Annotated in this window: 13 protein-coding genes; all 13 read left to right on the top strand. The window is 33.9% G+C overall.

The features are described 5' to 3' along the window. Positions 1-108: 108 nt before the first annotated feature. The 13 genes from C3E88_RS09365 to groL all read left to right on the top strand — a co-directional run bounded on the left by C3E88_RS09365 (position 109) and on the right by groL (position 15,531). Positions 109-1,476 (top strand): sodium-dependent transporter, encoded by a 1,368-nt coding sequence (locus C3E88_RS09365; protein WP_236909920.1) that lies wholly within the window; start codon positions 109-111, stop codon positions 1,474-1,476. 195 nt (positions 1,477-1,671) lie between these two features. Next, positions 1,672-3,450 carry an indolepyruvate ferredoxin oxidoreductase subunit alpha gene (iorA, locus tag C3E88_RS09360; RefSeq protein ID WP_236909919.1) on the top strand — a complete coding sequence of 593 codons (1,779 nt, stop codon included), beginning with the start codon at positions 1,672-1,674 and terminating at the stop codon, positions 3,448-3,450. A 1-nt stretch (position 3,451) separates the two neighbouring features. Beyond that, positions 3,452-4,027 carry an indolepyruvate oxidoreductase subunit beta gene (locus tag C3E88_RS09355; protein WP_236909918.1) on the top strand — a complete coding sequence of 192 codons (576 nt, stop codon included), beginning with the start codon at positions 3,452-3,454 and terminating at the stop codon, positions 4,025-4,027. Between the two features lie 55 nt (positions 4,028-4,082). Then, positions 4,083-5,180, top strand: coding sequence for a histidinol-phosphate transaminase (hisC, locus tag C3E88_RS09350; protein ID WP_236909917.1), 1,098 nt, complete (start codon positions 4,083-4,085; stop codon positions 5,178-5,180). A 30-nt stretch (positions 5,181-5,210) separates the two neighbouring features. Then, entirely contained in the window at positions 5,211-6,272 is a 1,062-nt protein-coding gene (gene buk, locus C3E88_RS09345) for a butyrate kinase (RefSeq protein WP_236909916.1), read from the top strand. 139 nt (positions 6,273-6,411) lie between these two features. Beyond that, positions 6,412-7,677: a Glu/Leu/Phe/Val family dehydrogenase gene (locus tag C3E88_RS09340; RefSeq protein WP_236909915.1), complete on the top strand. Its 1,266-nt coding sequence runs from the start codon at positions 6,412-6,414 to the stop codon at positions 7,675-7,677. An 89-nt stretch (positions 7,678-7,766) separates the two neighbouring features. Next, positions 7,767-8,657: a DNA-3-methyladenine glycosylase family protein gene (locus C3E88_RS09335; protein ID WP_236909914.1), complete on the top strand. Its 891-nt coding sequence runs from the start codon at positions 7,767-7,769 to the stop codon at positions 8,655-8,657. A gap of 10 nt (positions 8,658-8,667) precedes the next feature. Beyond that, on the top strand, positions 8,668-9,357 hold the full coding sequence (locus tag C3E88_RS09330; RefSeq protein ID WP_236909913.1) for a response regulator transcription factor: 690 nt from the start codon (positions 8,668-8,670) through the stop codon (positions 9,355-9,357). Positions 9,358-9,365: 8 nt separating this feature from the next. Further along, a complete protein-coding gene (locus C3E88_RS09325; RefSeq protein ID WP_236909912.1) occupies positions 9,366-10,433 on the top strand; it encodes a sensor histidine kinase in 1,068 nt (355 codons plus the stop codon). Positions 10,434-10,525: 92 nt separating this feature from the next. Next, the gene (locus C3E88_RS09320) at positions 10,526-11,314 is read left to right on the top strand and encodes an ABC transporter ATP-binding protein (protein ID WP_272878522.1); all 789 of its coding nucleotides are present in this window, start codon (positions 10,526-10,528) and stop codon (positions 11,312-11,314) included. Then, positions 11,301-13,253 (top strand): ABC transporter permease, encoded by a 1,953-nt coding sequence (locus tag C3E88_RS09315; RefSeq protein ID WP_236909910.1) that lies wholly within the window; start codon positions 11,301-11,303, stop codon positions 13,251-13,253. The genes C3E88_RS09320 and C3E88_RS09315 overlap by 14 nt, the downstream gene beginning before the upstream one ends. Positions 13,254-13,544: 291 nt before the next feature. Further along, positions 13,545-13,826 carry a co-chaperone GroES gene (locus tag C3E88_RS09310; RefSeq protein ID WP_236909909.1) on the top strand — a complete coding sequence of 94 codons (282 nt, stop codon included), beginning with the start codon at positions 13,545-13,547 and terminating at the stop codon, positions 13,824-13,826. Between the two features lie 73 nt (positions 13,827-13,899). Beyond that, positions 13,900-15,531, top strand: coding sequence for a chaperonin GroEL (gene groL / locus C3E88_RS09305; protein WP_236909908.1), 1,632 nt, complete (start codon positions 13,900-13,902; stop codon positions 15,529-15,531). Positions 15,532-15,640 lie beyond the last annotated feature (109 nt).

Genomic DNA, 15,640 nt, shown 5'->3' with positions numbered 1-15,640 from the left:
ATATGCAATATATTCAAATTTGGAAAGGAGGTAATATACATGGATTATGGATAATCTAATTAAGTTATTTTATATAATCAACAAAATAAAAAATAAAGGGGGATTATTGTGAACAATACGGAATTTGAAACAAAAGATAATAGAGAACAGTTTAAATCAAGATTTGGGTTTATCATGGCGGTAGCTGGTTCTGCAGTAGGCTTAGGTAATATATGGAGATTTCCATATATCACAGGTGTCCATGGTGGTGGTGCATTTGTCATAATTTATTTAGTAAGTATTTTTATAATTGGAGCTACTATTGCACTGACTGAGATGGCTATAGGTAGACATGGAGGCTCAGATGTTGTTGAAGCATATGGTCAGTACGATAAAAGATTTAAAATTCCTGGATATCTTTCGATGATAGCGGTTACAGTTCTCTTGTCTTTCTATAATATAATCGGCGGATGGTCAATCTATTATTTTATTCAAACTATATCAGGCAAATTAATTGGTTTAAGTTCAGCACAAGTAGAAGCAACCTTTGGCAATTTTGTTGTTAATTCTCCTCAAGTTGCTATATTTACAATTTTATTTTTAGCAGTGAACACAATAATTATAATGAAAGGTATAACGGAAGGGATAGAAAAAGTCTCTTCTATTGTAATGCCTGCATTGTTTGTGTTGCTAATTGTATTAGTCATTCGTTCTGTTACACTTCCAGGTGCAAAGGAAGGTGTAATTTGGTACTTAAAGCCAGACTTTTCTAAAGTAACAGGTTCAACTTTTGTTGCTGCAGTAGGGCAAGCATTTTTTACTTTAAGTCTTGGTTCAGGAGCTATGGCAACTTATGCAAGTTATCTAAGTAAAGATGAAAGTTTACCTAAGGCTACATATTCAGTTGTAATAGCCGATACTTTTGTAGCCCTCTTAGCCGGACTTGCTATTTTGCCTGCTGTATTTGCATTTGGAGTATCTCCAGGTGAAGGTCCAGGTTTAGTTTTTGTAACTTTACCAAGTGTTTTTGGGCAAATGCCTTTTGGAGCTCTTTTTGCAGCTATATTTTTCGTGTTCTTTTTTCTTGCTGCCTTAACATCCTCTATTTCCATGTTAGAGGTATCTGTAACCTATCTTATTGAGAAGAAAAAGATAAAAAGAAAAAAAGCAGTTATTATTATGAGCATAGTTGTAATACTTTTAGGTATTCCACCATTAATGAGTTTTGGAGGATGGAGTCATGTTGAAATATTTGGTTTAGGGCTCTTTGATCTATATGATTATTTTGTTTCCAATATTTCCATGCCTTTAGTCGGGTTAGCTGGAGCTTTGGTGATTAGTTGGGTATGGGACAAACAAGTTGCTAAAGATGAAATTACTAGTAATGGTAAATTTGAATTTGGATTATTTAATGTTTGGTATAATTTAACTAAATATGTTGTTCCCATATTATTAATATTTGTATTTTTAACTGCTACTGGAATTTTGAAAATATAATTGATGGCATGTAATTTGCATTTTAATTATTATTGAGTTTGAGTTTTTGAGACTAAATTGGTGTGATATAATATATATATGGTTTTCCTTTCTGTGCCCTTCAAATTTTTATCGACAATATATTATATAAAGTTTTTCCAATGCAAGGAAAACCTTTTCACACAAAATATTAATTGACGAAAAGGAGGACATTCAATGAAAAAGCTATTGACAGGAAATGAAGCTATAGCCCTTGGAGCTTATGAAGCTGGTCTCCATTACGCCGCTGCATATCCTGGAACACCAAGTACAGAGATATTAGAAAATATAGCTACTTATAAAGAAGAAATAATTGCAGAGTGGGCACCAAATGAAAAAGTGGCATTAGAATCAGCTTTAGGCGCTTCCATATTTGGAGCTAGATCCCTTGCTGCTATGAAGCATGTAGGTTTAAATGTGGCTGCTGACCCATTCTTTACTGCAGGCTATACAGGGGTCAATGGAGGAATGGTATTGATTACTGCTGACGATCCTGGACTTCACTCATCCCAAAATGAACAAGACAATAGATACTATGCAAAATCTGCAAAAGTAGCCATGATAGAGCCAAGTGATAGCCAGGAGGCTAAGGATATGGTTAAGGCTGCTATGGAAATAAGTGAACAATTTGACACCCTTGTTTTGATGAGATTGACTACTAGGATATGTCATAGCAAATCCTTAGTAGAAGTAGGCGAAAGAAAAGAAGTTCCTCTAAAACCATATGAAAAGAATTTGATGAAATACTATGTAGCTCCTGCAGTTGCAAAACAATTGCATGTAAAAGTAGAAGAAAGGCTTAAAAGATTAGAAGAATTCTCTAACGAAACGGATTTAAACTATATTGAATGGAATGACAAAAAAATAGGCATAATTTCATCTGGAGTAGCTTTCCAATATGCTAAGGAAATATTTAAAAACAATGCATCTTACTTGAAACTAGGTTTTACCTATCCTCTTCCAATGGAGAAAATAAGAAAATTTGCCGGGGAAGTAGACACCCTATATGTAGTAGAGGAATTGGAACCCTTCATGGAAGAACAAATTAAGGCTGCCGGTATTGACTGTAAGGGGAAGGACAAGATCCCTAATATCTGGGAACTAAATCCAGAGATTATTGAAAGATCCCTCCTTGATAAGGAAAGGGAAACTATAGATTATGATAAATCCATTGTGGTAAATAGACCTCCTACTTTATGTGCAGGTTGTCCACATAGAGGATTTTTCTATGAGCTAAGTAAAAGAAAGAATACTATAATATCTGGAGATATAGGATGCTATACACTAGGTGGGGCAGAACCACTAAATGCAATGGATACAACCATATGCATGGGGGCTAGTGTTAGTTTAGGACATGGTATGGAGAGATTAATAGATAAATATAATGATGAGAAGAGAGTAGTAAGTGTTATTGGCGATTCCACTTTCTTCCACTCTGGAATGACTAGCCTATTAGATGTAGTATACAACAATAGCAATACTATTACCTGTATACTTGACAATAGAGTAACTGGTATGACTGGACACCAGGACAATCCAGGGACTGGCTATACCCTTCAAGGCGAACCTACTAAGATGGCAAATATTCCTGAGATTGTTAAGGCTTTAGGAATTAAACATGTGAAAACTATTAATCCACTAAAATTAGATGAACTCAAGGAAGCTTTTGATTGGGCTTATGATCTTGATGAACCTTCAGTAATTATTTCAAGATGGCCTTGTGCACTAAAGAGATTATCTGAATATGATAAAGAGGAATTTGAATATGTACCAGGTGTATGTGAGGTAGATCAAGAGAAATGTATTGGCTGTAAAATGTGTGTAAATACAGGTTGTCCAGCAATATATTTTGATAAAGAAGCTAAAAAGTCAAGCATTGATGAAACACAATGTGTAGGCTGTGAGGTATGTATGCAAGTATGTCCAGTAAAAGCAATAAGCAAGGTGGGTGAATAAAATGACAGAAACAAAAAGTATATTATTAGTAGGGGTAGGAGGACAAGGGACAATTCTCGCTAGTAAAATCTTATCTGCAGGACTTGTTGAAGCAGGTTATGATGTAAAAATGTCTGAGATACATGGTATGGCACAAAGAGGAGGCAGTGTTTCTACACAAGTAAGATATGGGGATAGTGTGTCTTCGCCTATTATAGGCAGAGGCGAAGCAGATGTATTAGTTTCTTTTGAAACCATGGAAGCCCTAAGATGGCTAGAGTATTTAAAACCTGAAGGCAAGATTGTGGTAAATGACTATGAAATACCTTCAGCACCTATACTTATGGGTAAAAAGGATTACCCAGAGGGAGTAATAAATATAATTAAAAGCAAAGCAAATACTAGCGTAATAAATGCAGCAGAAATTGCAGAGGAATTAGGAAATATGAAAGTCATGAATATTGTATTACTTGGAGCATTAGTTAAAGCCATGGATTTATCGGATATAGACTGGGAAAAAGCCATAAAAGATAATGTAAAAGAAAAGTTTGTGAATATAAATTTAAAGGCATTTGAGAAGGGTAAAGATGCTGTATAATCATAAATTAATGAGATAGATTGTTCTGCGAAAAATAATAAAGGAGAATGATAATATGTCTAAAAACTTATTTAAAAACGAATTATCTAAATTACAACCTTATGTACCTGGCAAACCTATAGAAGAGGTACAAAAGGAATATGGATTGACCCATGTGGTAAAGCTAGCCTCTAATGAAAATCAATTGGGGCCATCTCCAAAAGCTGTTGAAGCTATAAAAAATGAATTGGAAAATTTAAATGTCTATCCTGATGCTGGGGCTATGGAATTAAGGCGGGAACTAGCTAAGAAATATGGATTGGACTGGGAAAATATAGTTGTGGGCAATGGTGGTGAACAGGTTTTACAAATAATAGCTCAAACCTTCATCAATCCTGGCGATGAAGCAATTATGGCTGGAACTACTTTTGGTATATACGCTAATAGTGTAGCTCATATGGGGGGAATACCAGTAAAGCTTCCCCTTAAAGATTATAAGCATGATTTTGAAGCCTTTGTTGAAAATATAAATGAAAAAACAAAGATAATATATGTGTGCAATCCAAATAATCCTATACCTAATATAATGACAAAAGATGAGATAAGCTACCTGGTTGACAATGTACCTGAAGATATAGTCATTGTATTTGACGAAGCGTATTATGATTTTGCTAGAATCAATCCAGATTATCCAGAAACATTAGACATATTAAAGAAAAGGCCAAATACTGTAATTTTAAGAACCTTCTCCAAAGTTACTGGTATAGCGGCTGTACGTGTGGGATTTGCCCTTACATCTAAGGAAATAGCTACAGAGATGAGTAAGGTTAAAGGAGTATTTAACGTAAACAGACTTGCTCAGGTTGCAGCTTTAGGAGCATTAAAGGATCAAGAGCATATTGAAAAAACTGTTGAATTGAACTATAAGTCCTTAGAAATGATGGAAGAATTTTTCGACGGTTTAGGACTTGAATATGTGAAATCCAATGCCAACTTTACATGGGTTAATATTGGAACCCATTCTAAGGAAGCTTTTGAAGAGCTAATGAAAAGAGGAGTAATCATAAGACCAGGATATCTATGGGGATGGGATAACTGGCTTAGGGTTAGTACTGGAACAGTAGAGCAGACGGAGAAATTTATTACTGAACTTAAAGCAGTATTAAATAAATAAGTATTTCACGAGGAAGAAAGGAGACCTATGATGAGCTATAAGATACTGGCTATTAATCCAGGTTCAACTTCAACCAAAATAGCACTATATGAAGATGAAAGAGAAGTTTTTACCGAAACCTTAGATCACCCTATCGAAGTCATTGAAAAATTTCAAAATGTCCAAGAACAATATGAAATGAGAAAAGACTTAGTAATGCAGTTTTTGGAAGATAAAGGCTATGATATTCGCAAATTATCGGCTATAGTAGGAAGGGGAGGTATGCTTCCACCGGTGAAATCTGGAGCCTATATCGTAAATAAAGAGATGCTTGATACTCTTGAGAATAGACCAGCTATGGAACATGCCTCAAATTTAGGAGCGCCCATTGCTTATGCAATAGCAAAATCTGCTGGAGTTAAGGCTTATATATATGATTCGGTAAGAACCGATGAGTTACACGATATAGCAAGAATATCAGGCATGCCAGATATAGAAAGAACCAGCACTTGCCATGTACTAAACACTAGAGCTATGGCTATAAAGGCAGCTAAAAAACATGGCAGAAGATATCAAGACATGAATATCGTTGCCGCTCACTTAGGTGGTGGAATATCGCTAAATGTTCATGAAAAAGGGCAAATAGTAGATATTATCTCCGATGATGAAGGCCCTTTTTCACCGGAGAGAGCAGGAAGGGTACCATGTAGAGAGCTTATAGAATTATGTTACTCAGGTCAATACGATAAGAGCACCATGCAAAAAAAGCTAAGAGGAAATGGCGGATTAAGAGCTTATCTAGGAACACTAGATGCTAGGGAAGTTGAGAAGATGATTGAAGATGGTGATGAAAAAGCAAAGTTGATCTATGAGGCTATGGCTTATCAGATTGCTAAAGGCATAGGAGAACTTGCAACTGTAGTAGAAGGGAAAGTGGATTTGATCATATTAACAGGGGGAATTGCATACTCTAATCTGATTACTTCATGGATTAAAAAACGTGTTGAATATATTGCACCAGTTGAAATAATGCCAGGAGAAAATGAAATGGAATCTTTAGCCTATGGAATTTTAAGAGTCTTGAGAGGTGAAGAAGAAGCTAGAGAATATTAGTACCTGTTTTTACTTGAACTTATATTAGTCCAATGATAAAATGAATGTGATTAGCAAATTAATCACAAAGATACTATAAAGCCTTAAAACATGGTTTAAATGAAAAGGTTTTCATCAACAAATCAAGGGAGGTAATATAATGGCAAAAGAAAGTTTAAATCCATTAGAAAGTGCTCAAAAACAGGTAAAGGCTGCATGTGATGCTTTAGGGTTAGAACCGGCGGTATATGAGATATTAAAAGAGCCTCAAAGGATGATTGAAATATCCATCCCAGTTAAGATGGACGATGGTACAACTAAAGTATTTAAAGGCTATAGAGCTGTACACAATGATGCAATAGGGCCTGGTAAGGGCGGAATCAGATTCCATCCAGGAGTAAACCCTGATGAGGTGAAAGCTCTATCCGTATGGATGACCTTTAAATGTGGAGTTATGGGAGTACCTTATGGTGGAGGTAAAGGTGGTATAACTGTAGATCCTCTAAGCTTATCTCAAGGGGAATTGGAAAGATTATCTAGAGGCTATGTGCAAGGACTTTACAAGTACTTAGGAGAAAAGATAGATATACCAGCTCCAGACGTAGGTAGCAATGGACAAGTAATGGCTTGGATGGTAGATGAATATAATAAATTAACTGGTCAATCCTCTCTTGGAGTTATTACTGGAAAACCAGTTGCATGGGGCGGTTCAGAAGGTAGAAACGAAGCTACAGGATTTGGTGTAGCTATTATAGCTAGGGAAGCTGCTAGAGAATTGGGCATTGAAATGAAAGGTGCTAAAGTAGCTATCCAAGGTTTTGGAAATGTTGGTTCCTATACGGTTAAAAATGTACAAAGACAGGGAGCTAAAATAGTAGCTATAGGTGAGTGGACACCATCAATAGGAACTTATGCTTTATACAACGAAGAAGGTTTAGACTTTGAAGATATGAAGGCTTATATGGATGAGCATAAGAATTTAGTGGGTTATCCAAAGGCTAAACAGATTTCTCTTGATGAATTTTGGGAATTAGAAGTAGACATACTTATACCAGCAGCTTTGGAAAATGCAATTACAGCAGAAGTAGCAGAAAAAGTGAATCCTAAACTGATCTGTGAAGCAGCAAATGGACCAATAACTCCAGACGCTGACGAAGTTCTAAAGAGAAGGGGTATCCCAGTTACACCTGATATACTAACAAATGCTGGTGGAGTTACAGTATCCTACTTCGAATGGGTACAAAACCTATATGGATACTATTGGAGTGAAAAAGAAGTAGAAGAAAAACAAGAAGTAGAAATGGTTAAAGCATTCAATGACATATGGGCATTGAAGAAAGAATATGATGTAACAGTAAGGGAAGCAGCTTATATGCTATCGGTTAAAAAAGTTGCTGATGTAATGAAACTAAGAGGATGGTATTAATATAATAAACTGGGACAGTGAGGACAGTTCTCACTGTCCCACTTTTTTATTTTTTGGGGTATAATATAGGAAGAGAAAGGAGCAATAAAATGGACTATGATATAGTAGAAAAAGATAATAAAATAATAATAAAAAATATGAAGGATTTTCATCCTAAGCATATATTTGAATGTGGCCAAGCTTTTAGATGGCAGGTGGAGGAAGATCAATCCTATACTGCTGTTCATGGTGGTAAGGTACTAAATGTAAAAAAAGAAGGAGAAGATGTGGTATTTTCAAACACAAATATTTCAGGTTTTTATGATATATGGTATGATTATTTTGACTTAGGTAGGGATTATGGTAAGATTAAGGAGGAATTATCCAAGGATCCAATACTTAAAGAGGCCATTGAATTCGGAGAAGGCATTAGAATATTGAATCAGGATCCTTTTGAAACCACCATATCTTTCATCATATCTGCTAATAATCAAATACCAAGGATCAAAAGATCTATAGAGCTAATTAGCCAAAACTATGGGAAGCCTATAGGTTCATATAATGGTAAAAAATATTATACCTTTCCCAGTTCAGAGGTATTAGCTAAAGCCAAGGAAGAGGAACTAGAAGAGAACTGTAAGGTAGGTTATAGGGCTAAATACATAGTTAATACTTCCAATATTATAAATGATAAAGAAGTAGAACTAGATGAACTATTTAAGTTACCAACAGAAGAAGCTAAAGAGATACTTATGAAACTTCCTGGAGTAGGACCTAAGGTATCCAATTGTATACTATTGTTTTCCTTAAACAAAAACGACGCCTTTCCCGTAGATGTATGGGTAAAAAGGGTGATGGAACATTTTTATTTTAAAGAGGATACAAGTAATAAAAAGATTGCCTCTTATGCTGAAGAAAAGTTCGGGAATCTAGGAGGTTTTGCACAACAATATCTATTTTATTATGCAAGGGAATTGGGGATAGGAAGAAAGAATAAATAAAGGTGATGGTATGTACAAAGTTTTTATAGTCGAGGACGACGAAAAGATTCTATCCTTAATAAAAGATAGATTAGAAAGATATGGATATACCGTATCTATAGCAGATGACTATGCTAATATAAAAGGACAATTTATAGAGGCGGACCCTCATCTAGTCCTATTGGATATAAATTTACCTAATTATGATGGATTCTTTTGGTGTAGGGAGATAAGGACTATATCTAATGTACCCATAATATTTATTTCAGCTAGATTTTCTGATATGGATCAGGTCATGGCCATAGAAAACGGAGGAGATGATTATATAATAAAACCCTTTTCTTTCGATTTACTATTAGCAAAAATAAAAGGAGTTATGAGGAGAACCTATGGAGAGTATAGACAGAATAGCTCTAAGGATTTATTTGAGGTAGACGGATTGTATCTATATAAAACTCAAAATATAGTAGAATGGCAGAATAAGAAAGTAGAACTTAGTAAGAAGGAGTTTGCTCTACTATATATACTTTTAGCTAATTTGGAGGAAATAGTATCAAGGGAAACCCTTTTGGCAGAACTGTGGGATGATATAGATTTCGTAGATGACAATACCCTTTCGGTAAATATTGCTAGATTGAGAAAGAGGCTGGAGGATATAGGTATAAAAGATGCCATTGAAACCAAGAGAGGGCAAGGCTATTCTATTACAAAGACATGGTAGGTGCTAAAATGAAGTTTAAAGATTATCTTAAGGATAGAGTATTATATATAATATTTTACTTTTTGAGTTCAACTTTAGCTATGGTAGTAATGATGTTAGATATAATTATAAGAAAAGAAAGGGTCAATATTTCAAATATAGTCTACGCTCTAATGCTAGCATCAATACTTTTAGTTCTATTAATAGCTATAGATTATTTTAATAAAAGAAAGTTTTATAATACTATTAATAGTGCTTTAGAAGATGATAAAGGTTTGGAATATATATTTAATATACCAGAAAATATAAGCAAAGAACATGATATATTTAAAAAACTACTGGCTAAGAACTATATGATCTACGAGAATACGTTGGATAAATATAGAAAATTAAATAAAATTCAATTGGATTTCAATAATAGATGGATTCACCAGATGAAGACACCTATTTCCGTTATTAAATTAATACTAGAAAATGAAAAAGGCAAAGATATAGATGAATACACCAGGAAAAGTTACGAAAGCATAGAAGAAGAGATGGATAAGCTATCCAACGGTTTGGAAATGGCTCTGTATGCTCTAAGAGTAAACGATTTTCAAGAGGATTTTAAAATTGAAGAAATAAATATATTGGCAATCGTAAGAAATGTCATCAATGAAAATAAAAATGCTTTTATAGCCAACTCAGTCTATCCTAAAATAATTTCTGGTGAGGATAAAAGGATAAAAAGCGACAAGAAGTGGATAAAGTTTATCATAAATCAAATAATCTCCAACAGTATAAAATACACCAAAGTAAAAGAGCATGGTGATAGGTCCATATTTATAAAAGTTTACAAAGAACCTGAAAAAACCATACTCACTATAGAAGACACGGGAATAGGTATACCTAAACATGATGTAGATAGGGTATTTAATCCATTTTTTACTGGGGAAAATGGTAGAAAGTATAAGGAATCCACAGGTATGGGACTTTACCTTACCAAGGAGATAATCGATAGATTAGGTCATGATATATTTATAGAATCGGAAGAAGGGGTAGGCACAAAGGTACATATAGTTTTCTATCAAGGAAGAAGCATATACGACTTAAAATAACGAATCTAACAAAATTGTAAGATAAAATATGAAATTGAAAGGGAAATCGATAGAAGGATTTCCCTTATTTTCTTATAATGAATATAGTAAATATGAACTGGGAGGTAACAAATGTGTCAGTATTAGAAACAAAAAATTTATCTAAAGTATATGGAGGAAAAGGAAAAACCATATCTGTCAAAGCCCTAGATGATTTTAATATGACTATAAAGTCTGGAGAATTCGTAGGAGTAATGGGACCCTCAGGTTCAGGAAAGACTACTTTATTGAACATCCTTGCTACAATAGATTCTCCATCTTCAGGAGAAGTTTCGATAAATGGTCAAAACCCCTATAGATTGAAAGAAGATGAACTAGCCTTATTTAGGAGAAATAATCTAGGTTTTATATTTCAGGATTTTAATCTATTAGATACTTTATCTGTAAAAGAAAATATTATATTACCATTGGTATTGGAGGAAATGGATAAAAAGGAAATTGAGAAAAGGGTAGACAATATAGCTTCAATACTAAGTATAAAAGATATATTGAACAAGAGGACTTATGAAATATCGGGAGGTCAGCAGCAAAGGACTGCTTGTGCTAGAGCCCTAATAAATGATCCTGCAATAATCTTGGCAGATGAACCAACAGGAAATTTGGATTCTAAAGCTTCTTTTGATTTGATGTCGTCTCTAGAGGTTATTAATCAAGAAAGGAATGCCACTATAGTTATGGTAACTCATGATGCTTTTGCTGCAAGTTTTTGTAATAGGATAATAATGATTAAGGATGGAAAGTTCTTCACGGAATTGGTCAAAAAATCAAATAGGCAGGCGTTTTTTAATGAGATATTAGATTCCCTATCCCTTCTTGGAGGTGGATACAATGAATCTATATAATATGGCTGCAAAAAATGTAAAGGGAAATCTATATAGATATATAATGTACTGTTTGAGCAATGCTTTTGCAGTGACTGCATTTTTTATATTTGCAAATTTTGTATTTCATCCAGCAATAGATATAAAATCTGCTGGGGGTCATGAAGTTGCAAAGATGGGGGCTGCAAATGGCATGATAATTAGTCAGGTGATAATAGTAATATTCTCCATATTGTTTGTAGGCTATTCTACTTCCATATTTTTAAAATCCCGGGGAAAGGAATTTGGCCTTTTATCCTTATATGGAATGACTAGAAGGCAAATTAAAAAATATGTACTTACAGAAAACACCATTATATCTATTTTATCTATAGGAACAGGAATATTAACAGGTATTATATTTTCAAAATTATTTTTTATGGGAATGGAAAGTTTTTTAGATGTAGAACTGCCCTTAAATATATCTTTAAAGGCCCTAGGCTTAACTATTGTGATCTTTTTTACATTGTTTGAGATAGTCAGTATAATCATGCTATTCCAAATAAGGAATAAAGAGATAATAGAACAACTGAAATCTAGCAAAATACCTAAGAAAATCCCTACGTTTTCTAGACTTAAAGCTATACTAGGAGTTATATTACTTTTAATAGGCTATATTGCTGCCTGGTTTGTCCAAGGTATTGCTGTACCTTTAGCTATGATACCGGTAACGCTGATAGTAATAATAGGCACCTACTTTTTGTTTACCCAGTTTAGCATAGCTGTGGCTAATAGAATACTTAGGAATGAAAGTATATTGTATAAGAAAAATAATTTAATAGCTTATTCTCAGATGATATTTAAACTGCAAGATACTGCAAAAGTTTTGTTTCTTGCCTCTATATTAGGTGCAATAACTTTTACCGCCACAGGCACTATATATTCATTCTACACTGAAAGCACTCGTTTTACAGGCTTAAATACTATTCATGATATGGCAATAATACAAAGAGGGGAAACTTTAGATGATGAGATAGCTGATGATATAGAAAGGATATTAACAAAAGAGGATATTAAAATAAATACAGTTCACAGGTTAAAAGGAGTAATACTTTCAAATGTAACAACGGAGAAAGGAGAAAAACAATTTGTTGTAATATCCAATGCTGACTATAACAAAATAGTTAAGTCTATAGGATTAAAGCCTATACAAATTAAAGAAAATGAAGTGGTGTATAATTTTCCCGATAATCTTGATAGAACTATGGTAAAAGATGATATTAACCATGAGGATAGACATACTAATTGGGATGAAATAGCCTTATATATTAATGGAGAAGCGAGGAAGTTTAAACTAGATAAAGAAGTCCATGGTAGCATTATGGCATTGCCCAACCTTGGTTATTATGACGCTTTGATTTTAAATGATAAGGATTTTAATCATATAATTAAAAGCACCAAAGAAAAGGATTTGATCTTATTCCATGGATTTAAATTAGAAAATTGGCGAGGATCCTATAAAGCTTCTATGGAAATAGACAAAATGTTAGGAGATAAATACGAAGGAATCTATTATTCAAAGGTAATATCCTATAGGGAGGTAAATAAACTTTATGGTTTGATCTTATTCATAGGATTTTTCATAGCCGTTTTATTTCTCATAGCCTCAGGGAGCATAATATATTTTAAATTGTTTAATGAAATAAAACAAGATGGTATAGAATACGGCATATTAAATAAGATAGGGACAACGGAAAAGGAGATAAATAGGATAATAACCAAACAAATAGGGATTATATTTTTTCTACCTTTTATTGTGAGTTCACTCCATTCATTCTTTGCACTCAAATCTCTTTCAAACCTACTGGAAGGTAGTTTGTTCAAAAATGGATTACTAGTCATGCTAGGATATTTGATATTTCAATCAATATATTTTCTACTTATAAGAACTATATATATAAATAGAATACGATATGATTAATATATATGTTTAGGGTCCTGGTATATGAGGGCCTTTTTTTTAGGATATAAAAAGGCAAAAAAGAGAAAGATAATAGATAGTGATAGAAAATACAAGAAATTCAATAAGAAGAAAAGAAAAACAAACCTAAAAGTGAAAAATAGAACAATAAACGGAAATATAAGGAAATCCAAGACTTGATTCTATTATTCTAATTAAGTAACATATAAATTGTACACATTAGCACTCAGTAACGTCGAGTGCTAATAAAATGGAAAGAAATTAGATTAAAATATAAGGAGGGCATATAGTATGAACCTTAAACCATTAGGTGACAGAGTTGTTATTAAAAAAGTTGAGGCTGAAGAAAAGACTAAAAGTGGTATAGTTCTTCCAAGTAGTGCTAAAGAACAACCACAAATGGCAAAAGTTATGGCTATAGGTGCTGACATATTAAACGATGAAAAGAAAAAAGATCAAATCAAAGAAGGAGATACAGTTATATTCTCCCAATATGCTGGAACAGAAGTTAAAATCGACGGGGAAGAATATACAATACTTAAACTAAACGATATTCTAGCAGTAGTGGAATAGTTTATCGTGGATAGTAGGGGCGATATTTGGTCGCCAGTATATAAGTTTGAAATAAAAAAGGAGTGTGAATATAATGGCTAAAGAAATAAAATTTGGTGAAGACGCTCGTCGTTCAATGGAAAAAGGAATCAATCAATTAGCTGACACGGTAAAGGTAACCCTTGGACCAAAGGGAAGAAATGTAGTTTTAGATAAATCTTTTGGAGCACCTCTTATTACCAATGATGGTGTAACTATTGCTCGTGAAATAGAGTTAGAAGATAGATACGAAAACATGGGTGCTCAGCTAGTAAAGGAAGTAGCTACTAAGACTCAAGATGTGGCAGGAGACGGAACTACAACAGCTACATTACTTGCTCAAGGTATCATAAGAGAAGGGCTTAAAAATGTAGCAGCAGGTGCAAATCCAATCATATTGAAGAAAGGTGTTCGTAAAGCAGTAGACGCTACTGTAGATGAAATTAGAAGATTCTCAAAAGAGGTAGACTCTAAAGAAGCTATAGCCCAAGTTGCTTCTATTTCGGCTGGTGACGAAGAAATAGGTAATTTAATTGCAGAGGCTATGGAAAAGGTAGGAAATGATGGAGTTATAACTGTAGAAGAATCAAGATCTATTGGAACTACTTTAGAAGTAGTAGAAGGTATGCAATTTGATAGAGGATATGTATCTCCTTATATGGTAACTAATACTGAAAAAATGGAAGCTGAATTAGAGGAGCCATATATACTTATTACAGATAAGAAGATTGCTAATATACAAGAAATACTTCCAATACTAGAACAAATTGTTCAAGAAGGAAAACCACTATTGATTATAGCTGAAGATATAGAAGGTGAGGCTTTAGCTACATTAGTAGTAAACAAATTAAGAGGAACTTTCAACTGTGTAGGAGTTAAGGCACCAGGATTTGGTGATAGAAGAACAGAAATGTTGCAAGATATTGCTATACTAACAGGCGGTCAAGTAATTTCAGAAGATCTTGGCTATGATCTAAAAGATGTAACTATTGATATGCTAGGTAGAGCAAGAAGAGTTAAGATAGATAAAGAAGATACAGTAATAGTAGACGGAGAAGGAAGTCAATCTGCTATAGAAGATAGGATCAACCAAATAAAGGTTCAATTAGAAGAATCTGATTCTGAATTTGACCAAGAAAAATATCAAGAAAGACTTGCAAAACTATCTGGTGGTGTAGCGGTAATCCAAGTTGGAGCAGCTACAGAAACTGAATTAAAGGAAAGAAAATCAAGAATTGAAGACGCGCTAGCAGCAACAAGAGCGGCTGTTGAAGAAGGAATTGTACCTGGTGGTGGAACTGTTCTTGTAGACAGTGTACCAGCTGTGGCAAAATTACTAGATGAAACTAATGGAGACGAAAGAACAGGAGTTAGCATAGTAGTTAGAGCACTAGAAGAACCAGTAAGACAAATAACAGAAAATGCAGGATTAGAAGGATCAATAATAGTTGAAAAGGTTAAGGAATCAGAACATGGAGTAGGATTTGACGCAATGAACGAAGAATATGTAAATATGATTGAAGCAGGAATAGTTGATCCAACTAAGGTAACTCGTTCTGCATTACAAAATGCTGCATCCGTTGCATCTATGGTACTTACAACTGAAGGTGCGGTTGTAGATGTTGAAGAAGAAGACCCAATGGCTGGAATGAACGGCATGGGGGGCGGCGGAATGCCAATGATGTAATAACATAAAACCTCTGAGGAAACTCAGAGGTTTTTTATATTTACAATAAAATATCCAGTTGGAAAATTTTTTTGCAGTACTTTTATATTATTTTCCGTTATAATTAATA

This window comes from Clostridium sp. Cult3, assembly GCF_021655115.1.
Taxonomy (GTDB): domain Bacteria; phylum Bacillota; class Clostridia; order Tissierellales; family Tepidimicrobiaceae; genus PPXY01.
This window is presented reverse-complemented; position numbering and strand designations above follow the sequence as displayed.

Excerpts from the sequence above, each read along its gene's own strand:
- C3E88_RS09335 (WP_236909914.1), top strand. The coding sequence starts at position 7,767 with ATGGACTATGATATAGTAGAAAAAGATAATAAAATAATAATAAAAAAT.
- C3E88_RS09355 (WP_236909918.1), top strand. The coding sequence starts at position 3,452 with ATGACAGAAACAAAAAGTATATTATTAGTAGGGGTAGGAGGACAAGGG.
- C3E88_RS09320 (WP_272878522.1), top strand. The coding sequence starts at position 10,526 with ATGAACTGGGAGGTAACAAATGTGTCAGTATTAGAAACAAAAAATTTA.
- C3E88_RS09340 (WP_236909915.1), top strand. The coding sequence starts at position 6,412 with ATGGCAAAAGAAAGTTTAAATCCATTAGAAAGTGCTCAAAAACAGGTA.
- C3E88_RS09330 (WP_236909913.1), top strand. The coding sequence starts at position 8,668 with ATGTACAAAGTTTTTATAGTCGAGGACGACGAAAAGATTCTATCCTTA.
- C3E88_RS09310 (WP_236909909.1), top strand. The coding sequence starts at position 13,545 with ATGAACCTTAAACCATTAGGTGACAGAGTTGTTATTAAAAAAGTTGAG.
- groL (WP_236909908.1), top strand. The coding sequence starts at position 13,900 with ATGGCTAAAGAAATAAAATTTGGTGAAGACGCTCGTCGTTCAATGGAA.
- C3E88_RS09325 (WP_236909912.1), top strand. The coding sequence starts at position 9,366 with ATGAAGTTTAAAGATTATCTTAAGGATAGAGTATTATATATAATATTT.
- C3E88_RS09315 (WP_236909910.1), top strand. The coding sequence starts at position 11,301 with ATGAATCTATATAATATGGCTGCAAAAAATGTAAAGGGAAATCTATAT.
- iorA (WP_236909919.1), top strand. The coding sequence starts at position 1,672 with ATGAAAAAGCTATTGACAGGAAATGAAGCTATAGCCCTTGGAGCTTAT.
- hisC (WP_236909917.1), top strand. The coding sequence starts at position 4,083 with ATGTCTAAAAACTTATTTAAAAACGAATTATCTAAATTACAACCTTAT.
- buk (WP_236909916.1), top strand. The coding sequence starts at position 5,211 with ATGAGCTATAAGATACTGGCTATTAATCCAGGTTCAACTTCAACCAAA.